This is a genomic window from Roseibium aggregatum, from assembly GCF_017309185.1.
Classification (GTDB): Bacteria; Pseudomonadota; Alphaproteobacteria; order Rhizobiales; family Stappiaceae; genus Roseibium; species Roseibium aggregatum_B.
This window is the reverse complement of record NZ_JAEKJZ010000001.1, coordinates 2,302,200-2,316,316: the sequence shown is the minus strand read 5'-3', so window position 1 is coordinate 2,316,316 and position 14,117 is coordinate 2,302,200. Positions and strand designations below refer to the sequence as shown.

At 60.9% G+C, this 14,117-nt stretch carries 11 protein-coding genes; 8 read left to right on the top strand and 3 right to left on the bottom strand.

Annotated features, from left to right (window positions below; all coding sequences use genetic code 11):
• Positions 1 to 2: 2 nt before the first annotated feature.
• The gene (locus tag JF539_RS10030; protein WP_209017074.1) at positions 3 to 413 is read right to left on the bottom strand and encodes a YbaN family protein; all 411 of its coding nucleotides are present in this window, start codon (positions 411 to 413) and stop codon (positions 3 to 5) included.
• A 182-nt stretch (positions 414 to 595) separates the two neighbouring features.
• On the opposite strand from JF539_RS10030, the gene JF539_RS10025 reads away from it, so the two are divergent.
• Positions 596 to 1,297 (top strand): DUF502 domain-containing protein, encoded by a 702-nt coding sequence (locus JF539_RS10025; protein ID WP_209017073.1) that lies wholly within the window; start codon positions 596 to 598, stop codon positions 1,295 to 1,297.
• Here the strand turns inward: JF539_RS10025 and recG are convergent, their stop codons facing one another.
• Positions 1,298 to 3,400: an ATP-dependent DNA helicase RecG gene (gene recG, locus JF539_RS10020; RefSeq protein WP_207140136.1), complete on the bottom strand. Its 2,103-nt coding sequence runs from the start codon at positions 3,398 to 3,400 to the stop codon at positions 1,298 to 1,300.
• Between the two features lie 266 nt (positions 3,401 to 3,666).
• Here recG and JF539_RS10015 point away from each other — a divergent pair, with 266 nt between their 5' ends.
• Together JF539_RS10015 and mfd are read left to right on the top strand one after the other, a co-directional pair.
• The gene (locus JF539_RS10015) at positions 3,667 to 3,984 is read left to right on the top strand and encodes a succinate dehydrogenase assembly factor 2 (RefSeq protein WP_207140135.1); all 318 of its coding nucleotides are present in this window, start codon (positions 3,667 to 3,669) and stop codon (positions 3,982 to 3,984) included.
• Positions 3,985 to 4,006: 22 nt separating this feature from the next.
• On the top strand, positions 4,007 to 7,492 hold the full coding sequence (mfd, locus tag JF539_RS10010; protein ID WP_207140134.1) for a transcription-repair coupling factor: 3,486 nt from the start codon (positions 4,007 to 4,009) through the stop codon (positions 7,490 to 7,492).
• A 7-nt stretch (positions 7,493 to 7,499) separates the two neighbouring features.
• Here mfd and JF539_RS10005 read toward each other — a convergent pair whose 3' ends face one another.
• The gene (locus JF539_RS10005; RefSeq protein ID WP_207140133.1) at positions 7,500 to 8,168 is read right to left on the bottom strand and encodes a protein-L-isoaspartate(D-aspartate) O-methyltransferase; all 669 of its coding nucleotides are present in this window, start codon (positions 8,166 to 8,168) and stop codon (positions 7,500 to 7,502) included.
• A 121-nt stretch (positions 8,169 to 8,289) separates the two neighbouring features.
• Here JF539_RS10005 and JF539_RS10000 point away from each other — a divergent pair, with 121 nt between their 5' ends.
• From JF539_RS10000 to lpdA, 5 genes are all read left to right on the top strand, one after another.
• Positions 8,290 to 8,631 carry a septum formation initiator family protein gene (locus JF539_RS10000; protein ID WP_328809225.1) on the top strand — a complete coding sequence of 114 codons (342 nt, stop codon included), beginning with the start codon at positions 8,290 to 8,292 and terminating at the stop codon, positions 8,629 to 8,631.
• A gap of 174 nt (positions 8,632 to 8,805) precedes the next feature.
• Positions 8,806 to 9,843 (top strand): pyruvate dehydrogenase (acetyl-transferring) E1 component subunit alpha, encoded by a 1,038-nt coding sequence (gene pdhA / locus JF539_RS09995; protein ID WP_207140132.1) that lies wholly within the window; start codon positions 8,806 to 8,808, stop codon positions 9,841 to 9,843.
• 14 nt (positions 9,844 to 9,857) lie between these two features.
• Positions 9,858 to 11,237 (top strand): pyruvate dehydrogenase complex E1 component subunit beta, encoded by a 1,380-nt coding sequence (locus JF539_RS09990; protein WP_207140131.1) that lies wholly within the window; start codon positions 9,858 to 9,860, stop codon positions 11,235 to 11,237.
• A 16-nt stretch (positions 11,238 to 11,253) separates the two neighbouring features.
• Entirely contained in the window at positions 11,254 to 12,588 is a 1,335-nt protein-coding gene (locus JF539_RS09985) for a pyruvate dehydrogenase complex dihydrolipoamide acetyltransferase (RefSeq protein ID WP_207140130.1), read from the top strand.
• A gap of 74 nt (positions 12,589 to 12,662) precedes the next feature.
• Entirely contained in the window at positions 12,663 to 14,105 is a 1,443-nt protein-coding gene (lpdA, locus tag JF539_RS09980; RefSeq protein ID WP_207140129.1) for a dihydrolipoyl dehydrogenase, read from the top strand.
• Positions 14,106 to 14,117: the final 12 nt, after the last annotated feature.

Here is a 14,117-nt window from a genome sequence, read left to right as displayed (position 1 = left end):
GGTCAGGGACGATCCGAACATTTTTCCAAGCCTGCATCCTCCGGGGCTTCCTTCGGTCCCGACGGGCGGGTCAGGACGTAGGCCGCGGAGCCGGCGATGAACAGGCCGACGACAAGTGCCAGCCAGGGGGCGGGGTTCGCGGTGTAAAAGAACATGCCATAACCGAAGGCCATGCCGGATACGGCGAAGATCTTGGCTTTGCGGGGTATGGCTCCATGTTTCCGCCAGGCAACGACGGACGGTCCGAACACCGGATGATCCAGGATTTTCTTTTCGAGTGCGGGAGAGGATCGCGCAAAACAGGCCGCGGCGAGAATGAAGAAGATTGTGCTGGGAAGAATTGGCAGAAATGCCCCGAGGATGCCAAGGCCGGCGCAGCCGGCTCCTAATAGTTTGAATGTGGTCCGCCGCAACACCGCCTCCGTAACCGGCACAATTCTTGTATATCAAAAAAATAAATCGCGCGAAGGATACCGCACCGCGATAAACGTGCTTATCTACCCAGATGCGGGTCCACGGACACACGAACTCGCTAGAGGACTTCGATCAGGTTTCGCTCATGAGCCGCCACAAACATAAAGCAGATGAAGCGCACATGGTAGGCCATCGGCCGGGTGCGGCAACTCGTCTCCGCAACTACTTTCTTACCGGTCTTGTGATCACCGGCCCCATCGGGATCACATTGTGGCTGACGTGGACCTTCATCAAGTGGGTGGACGGCTGGGTCAAACCCTTTGTCCCCAAGGTTTATAATCCGGACACCTATCTGCCGTTCCCGGTTCCCGGTTTCGGTCTGATCGTCGCGTTCTTCGTGCTCACGATCGTCGGTTTCCTGGCTGCCAATTTTCTGGGCCGCAGCCTGATCTCCTTTGGAGAGAACCTCGTTGGCCGCATGCCGCTTGTTCGTAACATTTACAGTGGCTTGAAGCAGATTTTTGAGACAGTACTTGATGAACGTGGCAACACTTTCACGAAGGCTGCGCTGGTTGAATACCCCCGCCGTGGGCTGTGGGCGATCGTGTTCATTTCTACCGACACCAAGGGCGAGGTGGAAAAACGGTTGAAGAACAAGGCGGACACCGTTTCCGTGTTTTTGCCGACCACCCCCAATCCGACGTCCGGTTTTCTTCTGTTTGTCCCGAAGGAAGATGTCGTCGAGCTCAAAATGAGTGTCGAGGATGCCGCGAAACTGGTCATTTCGGCGGGACTCGTCAGCCCGAGTTATCCGGAGATCCTGGAGGATGTCGTGGAAGATCCGGAGAAACTGGAAACGATCCGGCAGCGCGAAAAAGCCTGATCAGCCCGCCCTGAGCAATCGGATAGCCGTATCCCGGCCGAACAGGTAGAGCAGGCAACGCAGGGCTTCGCCGCGCTCAGACTTCAGGTCCGGATCGGTTTCGAGGATCAGTCTCGCGTCGTCGCGGGCGATCTCCATCAGGTCCGCATGATCTTCCGCCCGGGCAATCCGGAACCCCGGTGTGCCGGATTGCCGCGTGCCGAGGATTTCGCCGCCGCCGCGCAGCTTCAGATCTTCTTCCGCAATGAGAAAGCCATCGTTGGTCTCGCGCATGATGTTGAGTCTGGCCCCCGCTGTTTCTCCGAGTGGGCCTTTGTACAGAAGAACGCAGGAGGACGGTTTGTCGCCTCGTCCGACCCGGCCCCTGAGCTGGTGAAGCTGTGCCAGTCCGAAACGTTCGGCGTGCTCGATGACGATGATTGTGGCGTCGGGAACGTCGACACCGACCTCGATCACCGTGGTCGCGACCAGCACTCTTGTTGCGCCCGATTTGAAGTCGGCCATGGCCGCATCCTTCTCGTCGGCGGTCATCCGGCCATGAACAAGTGAAATGCGCTGGTGCAGTTCGTGTTCCAGGACCCTGTGCCGGTCCTCAACCGCCGCCAGATCGATTTTTTCCGATTCTTCCACCAGCGGGCACACCCAATAGACCTTCTGACCCTCGGATATCGCCGCACCGACGCGGGACATGATCTCGTCCAGCCGGTCTAGGGAGACCGAAACCGTCTTGATCGGCTTGCGGCCGGCGGGCTTCTCGGTCAGGCGCGACACATCCATGTCGCCGAAGCAGGTCAGCACCAGAGTTCGGGGAATGGGGGTCGCCGTCATGACCAGCACATCGACACCTTGCCCCTTGCCGGAAAGCGCCAGGCGCTGGTGAACGCCGAACCTGTGCTGCTCGTCGACGACCACCATCCCCAGGTCCTTGAAAGTCACCGAGCCCTGGAACAGCGCATGCGTGCCGACAACCAGATCGATTTCGCCGGCGTCAAGCTGCTCCTGCCGGATCCGGCGCTCCTTCTGACTGTCCTTGCCGGTCATCAGAGCGAGGCGGATGCCGGCTTTCTCGCACAGCGGCGCCATGGAAGCAAAATGCTGCCGCGCCAGGATCTCGGTTGGCGCCATGAGCGCCCCCTGCGCTCCGGTCTCGATCACCTGTGCCAAGGCCGCGAGCGCGACGACCGTCTTGCCTGCGCCGACGTCGCCCTGAAGCAGGCGGAGCATGCGCACCGGTTCCGCCAGATCCGCATTGATGTCTTCGATCGCCTTTGCCTGGCTGGCTGTCAGCTGAAAGGGCAGGGCGCCGATGACCGCATTTTGCAATGCCCCGCTCGGTGTCCTGGCGATGCCTCCGAGCGTGCGCATGTGCGCGCGGACCAGGGCCAGAGCCAATTGGCTGGCCAGCAGTTCGTCATAGGCAAGCCGCTGGTAAAAAAGAGACTGAGGCTCGATATCGCTCTTTTCCCCGGGCGCGTGAAGCGTCTGCAGCGCTTCCTTGAAGTCCGGCCAGCCTTCACGATGCAGATGCGCTTCGTTGAGCCACTCGGGCACGTCCGGGAGTTTTTCCAGGGCGGCCTTCATCGCTTTTTGCAGGGTCTTGGACGCAAGTCCGGCTGTCAGAGGATAGACCGGTTCGATTGCCGGCATCTGGGCGGCTTCTTCCGGTTTCAGCGAGTAATCCGGGTGGACCATCTGCGGGCGTTCGTGGAACCATTCCACCTTGCCGGAGACGATCCGCCGTTCGCCTTCCGGAAATGTTTTCGCCAGCCAGTCCCCCCGCGGATGAAAGAAGACGAAGTCGATCTGACCCGTGTCGTCAAAGGCGGTGATCTTGTAGGGAGCCTTGGAGTTGCGGGGCGGAGGCATGTGCCGGCCGATGGTGACGTCAAGGGTCACGATGTCGCCGTTTTCCGAATAGGCAATGCCTGGCCGGTGGCGACGGTCAATCAGGCTGTGCGGAATATGAAACAGCAGATCGGCGACGGTGGCGTCCCTGTCGGGCAGGCCGCCGACCAGGCCGGAAACGAGCTTGGCGATTTTCGGTCCGATGCCGGGAAGTGTCGAAACGGGAGCAAACAGGGGATCGAGGACCGTGGGGCGCATGTCTGGTTCGAGAACCTGTCGGTTTGACTTTGCTGAACTCGCCGAGAAAACTCTCGTTTGAAAAACTGTTCTGCCATGAACCGGCGGGGATGTGCAACAGATAGAACATATTGTGAACAAATGAAGGCGCCAGGGATGGAACTTGGACGCTGACAAGCCGGATATCCGGCGCTATATAACCGTCACGAAATGCATCGGGCCGGCGGATATGTCGAGACGCGTTTGCTTTCCAGACCGCCACCCAACCCGCTCCAGATAGGTCCCTCATGTCCGATACGCCCGGTACAACGAACACCAGCCCCACCGATGCCCGTGATCCCCGGCGAAAGAAAATTCTGTTCCGCTGCTGGCATCGGGGCATGAAGGAGATGGACCTGCTTCTGGGCGGGTTTGCGAATGCGGAGATCGACAACCTTTCGGATCAGGAGCTTCTGGAACTTGAGCACCTCCTGACTGCCAACGATCAGGACCTTTATGCCTGGATGACCGGCCGCAAGCCCTTGCCTGCGGAATGGGACGGCCCGCTCTACCGGAAGATCATCGCCTATCACAAAGTTTCCGGTCCCGCCGGTTTTGCAAAGTAATTCAAGAAAAGGACGGTTGCTCGTGTTCGACAGCCTGCTGAAAGACCAGGCCAATGTCACGCTGGCCGGCGTGCCCGACGGTGCCGAAAGCTATGCGCTCGCGAGACTTCTCGCCGAAACCGAGGCGGAGGGCCTCGCGCTGGTCTTCGTCGCGCGGGACGCCACGCGCATGGCGATGGTGAGCGAAGCGCTGAGTTTTTTCAATCCGGACGTCGAGATCCTGCAACTTCCGGCCTGGGACTGTCTGCCTTACGATCGCGTGTCTCCGAACGCGTCCATAAGCGCGCGCCGGCTTCTCGCGCTCGGAAGGCTTTCCCGGGGCATCGTGGCGGGCCGCCGGACCGTATTGCTGACGACTTTGAACGCGGCCCTTCAACGCCTTCCCGAACGTTCGTTCATGACAGAACATACGTTTATCATGGCGCCCGGCAACCAGGTGGACATGGCCGAGATTACGGGCTGGCTGGAGATGAACGGGTTTTCGCGCACACCGACGGTGCGCGAAACGGGTGAATACGCGGTGCGCGGCGGGATCGTCGATCTTTATGCTCCCGGCGCGGAAGAACCGGTCCGGCTGGACTTTTTCGGCGATACGCTGGAATCGATCCGCTCGTTCAACGCCGAAACGCAGCGAACCTCGAAGCAGCTCAAGCGTCTCGATCTCGTGCCGATGAGCGAAGTGGTGCTGTCCGAGGACGCGGTGTCCCGATTCCGGCGGTCCTATCTGGCGAGTTTCGGCGCGGCGAGCCGCGACGATGTGCTCTATCAGTCGATCAGCGACGGCCGACGCTATGCCGGCATGGAGCATTGGCTACCGCTTTTCCATGAACGGCTCGAAAGCCTTTTCGACTATGTCGGCGATACGCCCATCGTGCTCGACACCAGCATGAGCGATGCGGTGCGGGAGCGCGCCGAGCAAATCGATGAGTACTTCCGGGCACGGCAAGAAGCGCGCGAGATGGGGGCGGGGAGCGGAACCGTGCCCTACATGCCCGTCGAGCCGGGCTCTCTTTATTTCTCCGAAAGCGAATGGACCGCTGCCGTTTCGGACAGAGCCAGCGCCGCCCTCGATCCGTTCACACCGCCGCCCGGTTCGGGAAAGACCGTGATAGAACTCGGCGGGCGCCAGGGCCGAAGTTTCGCTGCGGAGCGCGCCGCCGGCGATGTCAATATCTTCGATGCGCTGACCGCTCACGTTCGGGATCTTCAAAAAGCGGGCAAACGCACCGCGATTGCCTGCTGGTCGGACGGCTCCCGCGACCGGCTGGGTCAGATCCTCGCCGACCACGGGCTCGGCCCGCTCCAGGACGTCGACAGTTTCCAGCAGGCGGCCGCGCTCCCGGAAAAGACGACGGCCCTGTGCGTGCTCGGGATCGAGCACGGTTTCGACCTCACGGACTTCGCCTTCATCGGCGAGCAGGACATTCTCGGCGACCGGCTGGTGCGCAAGTCACGGCGCAAGGCGAAGGGGGCGAATGTCATCACCGAGGCGACAGGTCTGTCGGAAGGCGATCTTGTCGTTCACGTCGAGCACGGCATCGGCCGCTTTGTCGGTCTGAAAACGATCGAGGCGGTCGGCGCGCCGCACGATTGTCTGGAACTTCAATATGCCGGTGGCGACAAACTGTATCTGCCGGTGGAGAATATCGAGCTCCTGTCGCGCTATGGCTCCGAGGATCAGGAGGCGCAACTCGACAAGCTGGGCGGCGGCGCGTGGCAGGCGCGCAAGGCCAAGCTCAAGAAACGCATTCTGGAGATCGCCGACGGTCTCATCAAGACGGCAGCGGCCCGTGCCCTCAAGACGGCCCCGGTGGTCGAGACGCCGGATGGGGTCTACGACGAGTTTGCCACCCGGTTCCCCTACGAGGAAACGGACGATCAGCTCACGGCCATCGATTCCGTGTTTGAGGATCTGGCCTCGGGGCGTCCGATGGATCGCCTGGTCTGTGGCGATGTCGGCTTCGGCAAGACCGAAGTGGCGCTCAGGGCCGCCTTTCTGGCGGCCATGTCCGGCCGCCAGGTGGCCGTCGTCGTGCCGACGACCCTTCTGGCGCGTCAGCATTACAAGACTTTTTCCGAGCGGTTTCACGGGCTTCCGATCAACGTGGCGCACGCCTCCCGACTGGTTCCCGCCAAGCAGTTGACCCAGACGAAAAAGGGAATTGCGGACGGCTCGGTGGATATCGTCGTCGGCACCCATGCCCTGTTGGGGAAATCGATCCAGTTCCGCGATCTTGGCCTGTTGATCATCGACGAGGAGCAGCATTTCGGCGTCAAGCACAAGGAGCGGCTGAAGGAGCTGAAATCGGACGTCCATGTGTTGACGCTTTCGGCGACGCCGATTCCGAGGACCCTGCAGCTTGCCCTGACCGGGGTGCGGGAACTTTCGCTGATTGCCACACCGCCGGTCGATCGGCTGGCGGTGCGCACCTTCGTATCGCCCTTCGACCCACTGGTGGTTCGCGAAGCGCTTCTGCGCGAGCATTACCGGGGCGGCCAGAGTTTCTATGTCTGTCCGCGCCTTTCGGATCTTGCCGAGCGGCAGGCGTTTCTTGAAGAGAGCGTTCCGGAACTGAAGGTCGCCGTCGCCCACGGCCAGATGCCGCCGGGCGAACTCGAAGACGTGATGAACGCCTTTTATGAAGGCAAGTACAATGTACTTCTGTCGACCACGATCGTTGAATCGGGGCTCGATATTCCTACCGCGAACACGTTGATCGTCCACCGGGCCGACATGTTCGGCCTGGCGCAGCTTTATCAGCTTCGCGGCCGTGTCGGACGATCCAAGACCCGGGCCTATGCGCTCTTCACGGTGCCTGCCAACAAGACCCTGACGGCGCCGGCGGAACGACGGCTGAAGGTTCTTCAGTCGCTCGAAACGCTGGGCGCGGGGTTCCAGCTCGCCAGTCACGATCTCGATATCCGGGGGGCTGGCAACCTGCTCGGGGAGGAGCAGTCCGGTCACATCAAGGAGGTCGGGTTCGAGCTCTACCAGCAGATGCTGGAGGAAGCAGTCGCACAGCTGAAGGACGGCGGTGCGGACATTGGCGAGGAACAGTGGTCGCCGCAGATAAACATCGGCACGCCCGTTCTCATTCCGGAAGACTATGTCGCCGATCTTCAGCTCAGGCTGCAGCTCTACCGGCGTCTCGGCGATGTGACCGAAGCGGAGGACATCGATGCCTTCGGTGCGGAGCTGATCGACCGGTTCGGTCCGCTGCCGGAGGAAGTCCAGCACCTTCTGAAGATCGTCTTTATCAAGGGATTGTGCCGCAAGGCGAATGTGGAGAAGGTCGATGCCGGTCCGAAAGGCATCGTCGTCAGCTTCCGCAACAGCGAATTCGCGAATCCCGCCGGCCTTGTGTCCTATATCGCGGAGCAGGGCGTTCTGGCGAAGATCCGGCCCGACCAGAAGGTGGTGCTGACCCGCGACTGGGAAAAGACGGACGCGCGGTTGAAGGGAACGGCGACGGTGCTGACCAAGCTGGCGCGACTGGCGGCGGCCTGATCCGCGCTTAGCTCCTGCCGTCAGGACTTTTGGTCCAGCCGCCTTCGCCGACCAAAGGCACGAACGCGACGCCGCCGAGGTTGTCCGTCCGGTAGTCGTCCTTCGAGAGCCGGGTGATCTTCAAGAGATCCTGATATCTTTGACTTTCCCCGACGGGGATCACCAGCCGGCCGCCGGTCTTGAGCTGGCTCTTCAGGGCGTGCGGAGGGACGGGAGCGCCAGCGGCAACCGCGATTGCGTCATAGGGGGCTTCCGCCGGATACCCCAGGCAACCGTCGGCGCAATGGACTGTGACAGTGTCATAGCCGGCCGCTTGAAGGTTTTGGCGGGCAAAGTCCGCCAGATCGGGAAGCCGTTCGATGCTTATGACTTTTTGCGCCAGTTCGGCCAGTACGGCGGCGGCGTAGCCGGAACCGCTTCCGATGTCGAGGACCTTCATGTCACCGGTCAGGTTCATTGCCTCGCACATGAGCGCGACAATATAGGGCTGGGAGATGGTCTGGCCGAAGCCGATCGGCAGCGGGCCGTCGCGGTAGGCACACTCCAGGTCTTCCGGCTGTACAAAAAGATGGCGTGGCACCTTGCGCATGGCGTCCAGCACACGGGCATCCCGGATGCCACGGCTTTCAAGCTGATGCCGCACCATTTCCTTCCGCTGCTCGGCGAACCGGTCCATCGCATCTCTCCAGATCTTTTGAAGTTTCCAGCCGTTCGTGTTCGCTTTTCAAGACTCTATTAAACCTAACGGCGCATATTGATCGAACAAGAGACCATGGTTCAGCGTTAAGGTCCCAAGAGTGCCCCGAGCAGCCACGCGACAGCGTAAACAGTCCTTTCTCCGTCGTTTGATTACACCCGTGATCGCGGTGTCCGCGCTCGGGTACTTCGGGTTTCATGCCATGAGCGGCGAACTCGGAATGGTTGGGCGTGCCATGATCGAGCGTCAGGTCTCTGAACTCGAAGCCGAACTGGTGGATCTTTCCGCGGAACGGCGCGAGCTTGCGGCGAGAGTCAGCCTGTTACGTCCTGAAAGTCTGGATCCGGATATGCTGGATGAGCGCGCCAGACTTAATCTCAATTTGGCGCAAAAGAACGAGCTTGTTGTCCTTCGTCCGGGACATCGCTACGACATAAACTGACTATCGGTTTATTTTGCAGTATTAACAAAAAATCAGTTAAAATCAAAATCTGTTCTAGATACCAATCTTTTATGGCGTTTTCGCTTCCTCAAAAACACAGATTGGATTGACAGACGCGAGAGGATAAGTTGCTGCTACCTGTCTTAGGGGAAACGTTACGCCGAGAAGAGGGTTATGGCCGCAGCAACCAAGAGCAGTTCCGGCACCAGCCGGACCCGCAGTTCCGCCAAAAAAGCGAAACCTGCGATCGCTGAGTTCGACAAGGACCAAGAACTTCACGCCTATCGGGAAATGCTTCTGATCCGCCGATTTGAGGAAAAGGCCGGCCAGTTGTACGGCATGGGCTTCATCGGCGGTTTCTGCCATTTGTATATCGGACAGGAAGCTGTCGTCGTCGGTATGCAGATGGCGAAGAAGGACGGCGATCAGATGATCACCGGCTACCGGGACCACGGCCACATGCTCGCCATGGATCTCGACCCCAAGGGTGTGATGGCCGAACTGACCGGCCGCCGCGGAGGCCTTTCGAAAGGCAAGGGCGGTTCCATGCACATGTTCTCCAAGGAAAAGCACTTTTATGGCGGCCACGGCATTGTCGGCGCGCAGGTGTCGCTCGGCACCGGGCTCGGCTTCGCCAACAAGTACCGCGAGAACGGCAATGTCGCGATGGCCTTCTTCGGTGACGGCGCGGCCAACCAGGGTCAGGTCTACGAGAGTTTCAACATGGCGGAACTCTGGAAGTTGCCGGTCGTCTATGTGATCGAGAACAACAAATACGGCATGGGCACCAGCATCGAGCGCGCATCGGCGACCACAGACCTCTCCCATCGCGGCGCATCCTTCGCCATTCCGGGCGAGCAGGTCGACGGAATGGATGTGCGTGCCGTCATGGCCGCCTCCGAAAAGGCGCTGAAGTGGTGCCGCGAAGGCAAAGGTCCCTACATTCTGGAGATGATCACCTATCGCTATCGCGGTCACTCCATGTCCGACCCGGCGAAATATCGGTCCAAGGATGAAGTTCAGAAAATGCGCTCCGAACACGACCCGATCGAGCAGGTCCGTACGCGGCTCCTCGAGAAGGGATGGGCGAGCGAGGACGAGCTCAAGGCCATCGACAAGGATGTCCGGGCCAGGGTCGCGGAAGCCGCTGAGTTCGCACAGACAGATCCGGAACCGGATGCGTCTGAACTTTACACCGATATTTTGCGCTAACGCCGGGGGTTATCATGCCGATCGACATTTTGATGCCGGCGCTCTCGCCGACAATGGAAGAAGGTAAACTCGCCAAATGGCTGAAGGCCGAGGGCGATACGATTTCGGCGGGCGACGTGATCGCGGAAATCGAGACTGACAAGGCAACGATGGAAGTCGAAGCCGTCGACGAAGGAACGCTTGGCAAGATTCTGGTTGCCGAAGGAACCGACAACGTCAAGGTCAACGAGAAGATCGCCGTCTTGCTGGCCGAGGGAGAGGACGCAAGCGCGATCGACACCGCTGCGTCGGCTCCGGCGGCCGCGCCGGCCGCGGCAGAGGCGCCGAGCGCGCCGGCAACTCCCGCCGCGCCCGCTACACCGGTGGTCAGCGAGCCTGCAGACGATCCGGAAATCCCGGCCGGGACGGCGATGAAGTCCTCTACAGTCCGCGAAGCCCTACGCGACGCCATGGCGGAGGAGATGCGCAGGGATCCGGACGTTTTCGTCATGGGCGAGGAGGTCGCCGAATATCAGGGCGCCTACAAGATCACGCAGGGCCTGCTGGACGAGTTCAGCGCCAAACGTGTCATCGACACGCCGATCACCGAGCACGGCTTCACCGGTCTCGGGGTCGGTGCGGCAATGGCGGGCCTGAAGCCGATCGTCGAATTCATGACCTTCAACTTCGCGATGCAGGGGATCGACCAGATCATCAACTCCGCCGCCAAGACGCTTTACATGTCCGGCGGTCAGATGGGGGCACCGATCGTTTTCCGTGGCGCCAATGGCGCGGCGGCCCGTGTCGGAGCGCAGCACTCTCAGGACTATGCGTCCTGGTATGCGCATGTTCCGGGGCTGAAGGTGATCCAGCCCTATTCGGCGGCGGACGCCAAGGGGCTCCTGAAAGCCGCGATCCGCGATCCGAACCCGGTAATCTTCCTGGAAAACGAAATTCTCTACGGGCACTCCTTCGAGATCCCCGACATGGAAGATTTCGTCCTGCCGATCGGCAAGGCCAAGATCGAGCGCGGCGGCACGGATGTTACTCTTGTGTCCTGGGGCATCGGCATGACCTACGCCTTGAAGGCGGCCGACGAGCTTGCCGGAATGGGGATTTCCGCCGAAGTCATCAATCTCAGGACCATCCGTCCGCTCGACATCGACACGGTTCTTGCCTCGGTGCGCAAGACCGGGCGGGTCGTGACCGTCGAGGAAGCGTTCCCGATGTGCTCGGTGTCTTCGGAAATTGCCTTCCAGGTCCAGGAAAAGGCTTTCGATTATCTCGATGCGCCGATCCTGCGCGTAACCGGCAAGGATGTTCCGATGCCTTACGCGGCCAACCTGGAAAAGCTCGCACTGCCGAGCGTTCCGGAAGTCATCGATGCGGTCAAAGCCGTAACCTACACGGCCTGAGGCGAGGGAGGCTGAAATGCCAATCAATATCACCATGCCGGCCCTTTCCCCGACCATGGAAGAGGGCAATCTGGCCAAATGGCTGGTCAAGGAAGGCGACTCGGTTTCCGCCGGAGACGTGATCGCCGAGATCGAGACCGACAAGGCCACCATGGAAGTGGAAGCCGTTGACGAAGGCAAGGTCGGCAAGATCGTGGTTCCGGCCGGCACGCAGGGCGTCAAGGTCAATGAGCTGATCGCCGTACTTCTGGAAGACGGCGAGGACGCAAGTGCCATCGACACGTCCGCCGGTGCCGCGGCGGCACCGGCCGGTGGCGACAAGGTTCCGGCGGTGCCGGAAAGCGCACCTGCGGTCGAAGTCGGCGCGAAAGCGGCGACGGACCCGGTGCCCGCGCCGATAACGGCGGACGGCGGGCGAATATTTGCTTCGCCCCTGGCCCGTCGTCTGGCTCAGCTCAACGGTCTCGACCTGACAGCTCTGTCCGGCAGCGGTCCGCACGGACGGATCGTCAAGCGAGACATTGAAGCCGCGCTTGCCGCCGGGACCGGCAAGGCGGCTCCGGCAGCAGCCGAGGCGCCGAAGGCAGTTGCGGCGGCAGCACCCACCGGCCCGTCGGCGGATCAGGTGCTGAAACTGTTCGATGAGGACAGCTATGAGCTTGTGCCTCATGACGGCATGCGCAAGACGATCGCCAAGCGTCTCACCGAATCCAAGCAGACCATTCCGCATTTCTACGTGTCCGTCGATGTGGAACTGGACGCGCTTCTGGCACTCAGGGCGCAGCTGAACGGCGCGGCCGCCACCGACAAGGACGGCAAGCCCGCCTACAAGCTGTCGGTCAACGACATGACCATCAAGGCCTTGGCGCTTGCCTTGCGTGACGTGCCGGATGCCAATGTCTCCTGGACCGATGACAACATGGTCATGCACAAGCATGCCGATGTCGGCGTCGCGGTTGCCATTCCCGGTGGCCTGATCACCCCGATCATCCGGCGTGCAGAAGAGAAGCCGCTTTCCGTCGTCTCAAACGAAATGAAGGATCTCGGTAAGCGGGCGAAGGAACGCAAGCTCAAGCCCGAGGAATACCAGGGTGGAACCACCGCGGTCTCCAACATGGGCATGATGGGTGTGAAGAACTTCTCTGCCGTCGTGAACCCGCCGCACGCCACCATTCTGGCGGTCGGAGCCGGTGAGCAGCGTGCCGTCGTCAAGGACGGTGACCTGGCGGTTGCGACGGTGATGACCGTGACGCTGTCCACCGACCACCGTTGCGTGGACGGGGCGCTCGGAGCGGAACTGCTTGCCGCCTTCAAGGGCTACATCGAAAATCCGATGAGCATGCTGGTTTGAGGCATGTTCTCCGGCGCGGCGGCCAACGCCGCGCCGTTTTTTGAACGATGACCATTTTCGCCGGGGAAGACACCATGGCTGACACCAACTACGACGTCATCATCATCGGCTCAGGGCCGGGTGGTTATGTGACCGCGATCCGTTCCGCGCAGCTCGGCTTCAAGACCGCGATCGTCGAGCGCGAGCATATGGGCGGTATCTGCCTGAACTGGGGCTGCATTCCGACCAAGGCACTGCTCAGGTCCGCGGAAATCTATCACTACATGCAGCACGCCAAGGATTACGGCCTGTCGGCGGAGAAGATTTCCTTCGACCCGGCCGCCGTGGTCAAGCGCTCGCGCGGTGTCTCGGGTCAGCTGAACGGCGGCATCGGCTTCCTGATGAAGAAGAACAAGGTCGATATCATCTGGGGCGAGGGCAAGGTCACCAAGGCGGGTGAGGTCACCGTTTCCAAGACGGCCAAGAAGGCCATGGAACCGCAGCACCCGGTGCCCAAGGGTACCAAGGGCGAGGGGGTCTACAAGGCCAAGCATGTCATCGTGGCAACGGGCGCGCGGCCGCGTGTGATTCCAGGCATCGAGCCGGACGGCAAGGACATCTGGACCTATTTCGAGGCCATGGTGCCGCCCGCCATGCCGAAATCCCTGATCGTCATGGGGTCAGGTGCGATTGGTATCGAGTTCGCGTCCTTCTACAAGACGATGGGCGCGGATGTCACCGTGATCGAAATGATGCCGACGATCATGCCGGTCGAGGATCCCGAGATTTCCGGTCTTGCGAAAAAGCAGATGGAAAAGCAGGGCATCAAGTTCCTTCTTGAAGCCAAGGTGGCCCACGTCAAGAAGGGCGCCGGCGGCGTGACCGCGACCGTGGAAACCAAGGACGGCAAGAAGCAGGATCTGACAGCCGAGAAATTGATTTCTGCCGTCGGCGTGGTCGGCAACATCGAGAACCTCGGGCTTGAGGAACTCGGCGTCAAGACCGATCGGGGCTGCGTTGTGATCGACGGCTACGGCCGAACGAATGTGCCGGGCATCTATGCCATTGGCGATGTCGCCGGCCCGCCGATGCTGGCGCATAAGGCGGAGCACGAAGGCGTCATCTGCGTTGAAAAGATCGCCGGCAAGGACGTCCACCCGATGGACAAGAAGATGATCCCGGGCTGCACCTACTGCCATCCGCAGGTCGCCTCCGTCGGTCTCACCGAACCCAAGGCGAAGGAAGCCGGTTACGACATCAAGGTCGGGCGGTTCCCGTTTGTCGGCAACGGCAAGGCAATCGCGCTTGGCGAGCCGGACGGCATGATCAAGACCATCTTCGATGCCAAGACCGGTCAGCTCCTCGGCGCGCATATGGTTGGCGCGGAAGTAACTGAATTGATCCAGGGCTATGTGGTCGCCATGAACCTGGAGACCACGGAAGAAGACCTGATGCACACCGTGTTCCCGCATCCGACCCTTTCGGAAATGATGAAGGAATCCGTGCTCGACGCCTACGGCCGGGTACTCAACATGTAGGTGAAATTGCCG

What these genes read in the sequence shown, in the direction of transcription:
- JF539_RS10025 (WP_209017073.1), top strand. Translation starts at nt 596, where the DNA reads ATGGTAGGCCATCGGCCGGGTGCGGCAACTCGTCTCCGCAACTACTTT.
- recG (WP_207140136.1), bottom strand. Translation starts at nt 3,400, where the DNA reads ATGCGCCCCACGGTCCTCGATCCCCTGTTTGCTCCCGTTTCGACACTT.
- JF539_RS10015 (WP_207140135.1), top strand. Translation starts at nt 3,667, where the DNA reads ATGTCCGATACGCCCGGTACAACGAACACCAGCCCCACCGATGCCCGT.
- JF539_RS10005 (WP_207140133.1), bottom strand. Translation starts at nt 8,168, where the DNA reads ATGGACCGGTTCGCCGAGCAGCGGAAGGAAATGGTGCGGCATCAGCTT.
- pdhA (WP_207140132.1), top strand. Translation starts at nt 8,806, where the DNA reads ATGGCCGCAGCAACCAAGAGCAGTTCCGGCACCAGCCGGACCCGCAGT.
- JF539_RS09990 (WP_207140131.1), top strand. Translation starts at nt 9,858, where the DNA reads ATGCCGATCGACATTTTGATGCCGGCGCTCTCGCCGACAATGGAAGAA.
- JF539_RS09985 (WP_207140130.1), top strand. Translation starts at nt 11,254, where the DNA reads ATGCCAATCAATATCACCATGCCGGCCCTTTCCCCGACCATGGAAGAG.
- lpdA (WP_207140129.1), top strand. Translation starts at nt 12,663, where the DNA reads ATGGCTGACACCAACTACGACGTCATCATCATCGGCTCAGGGCCGGGT.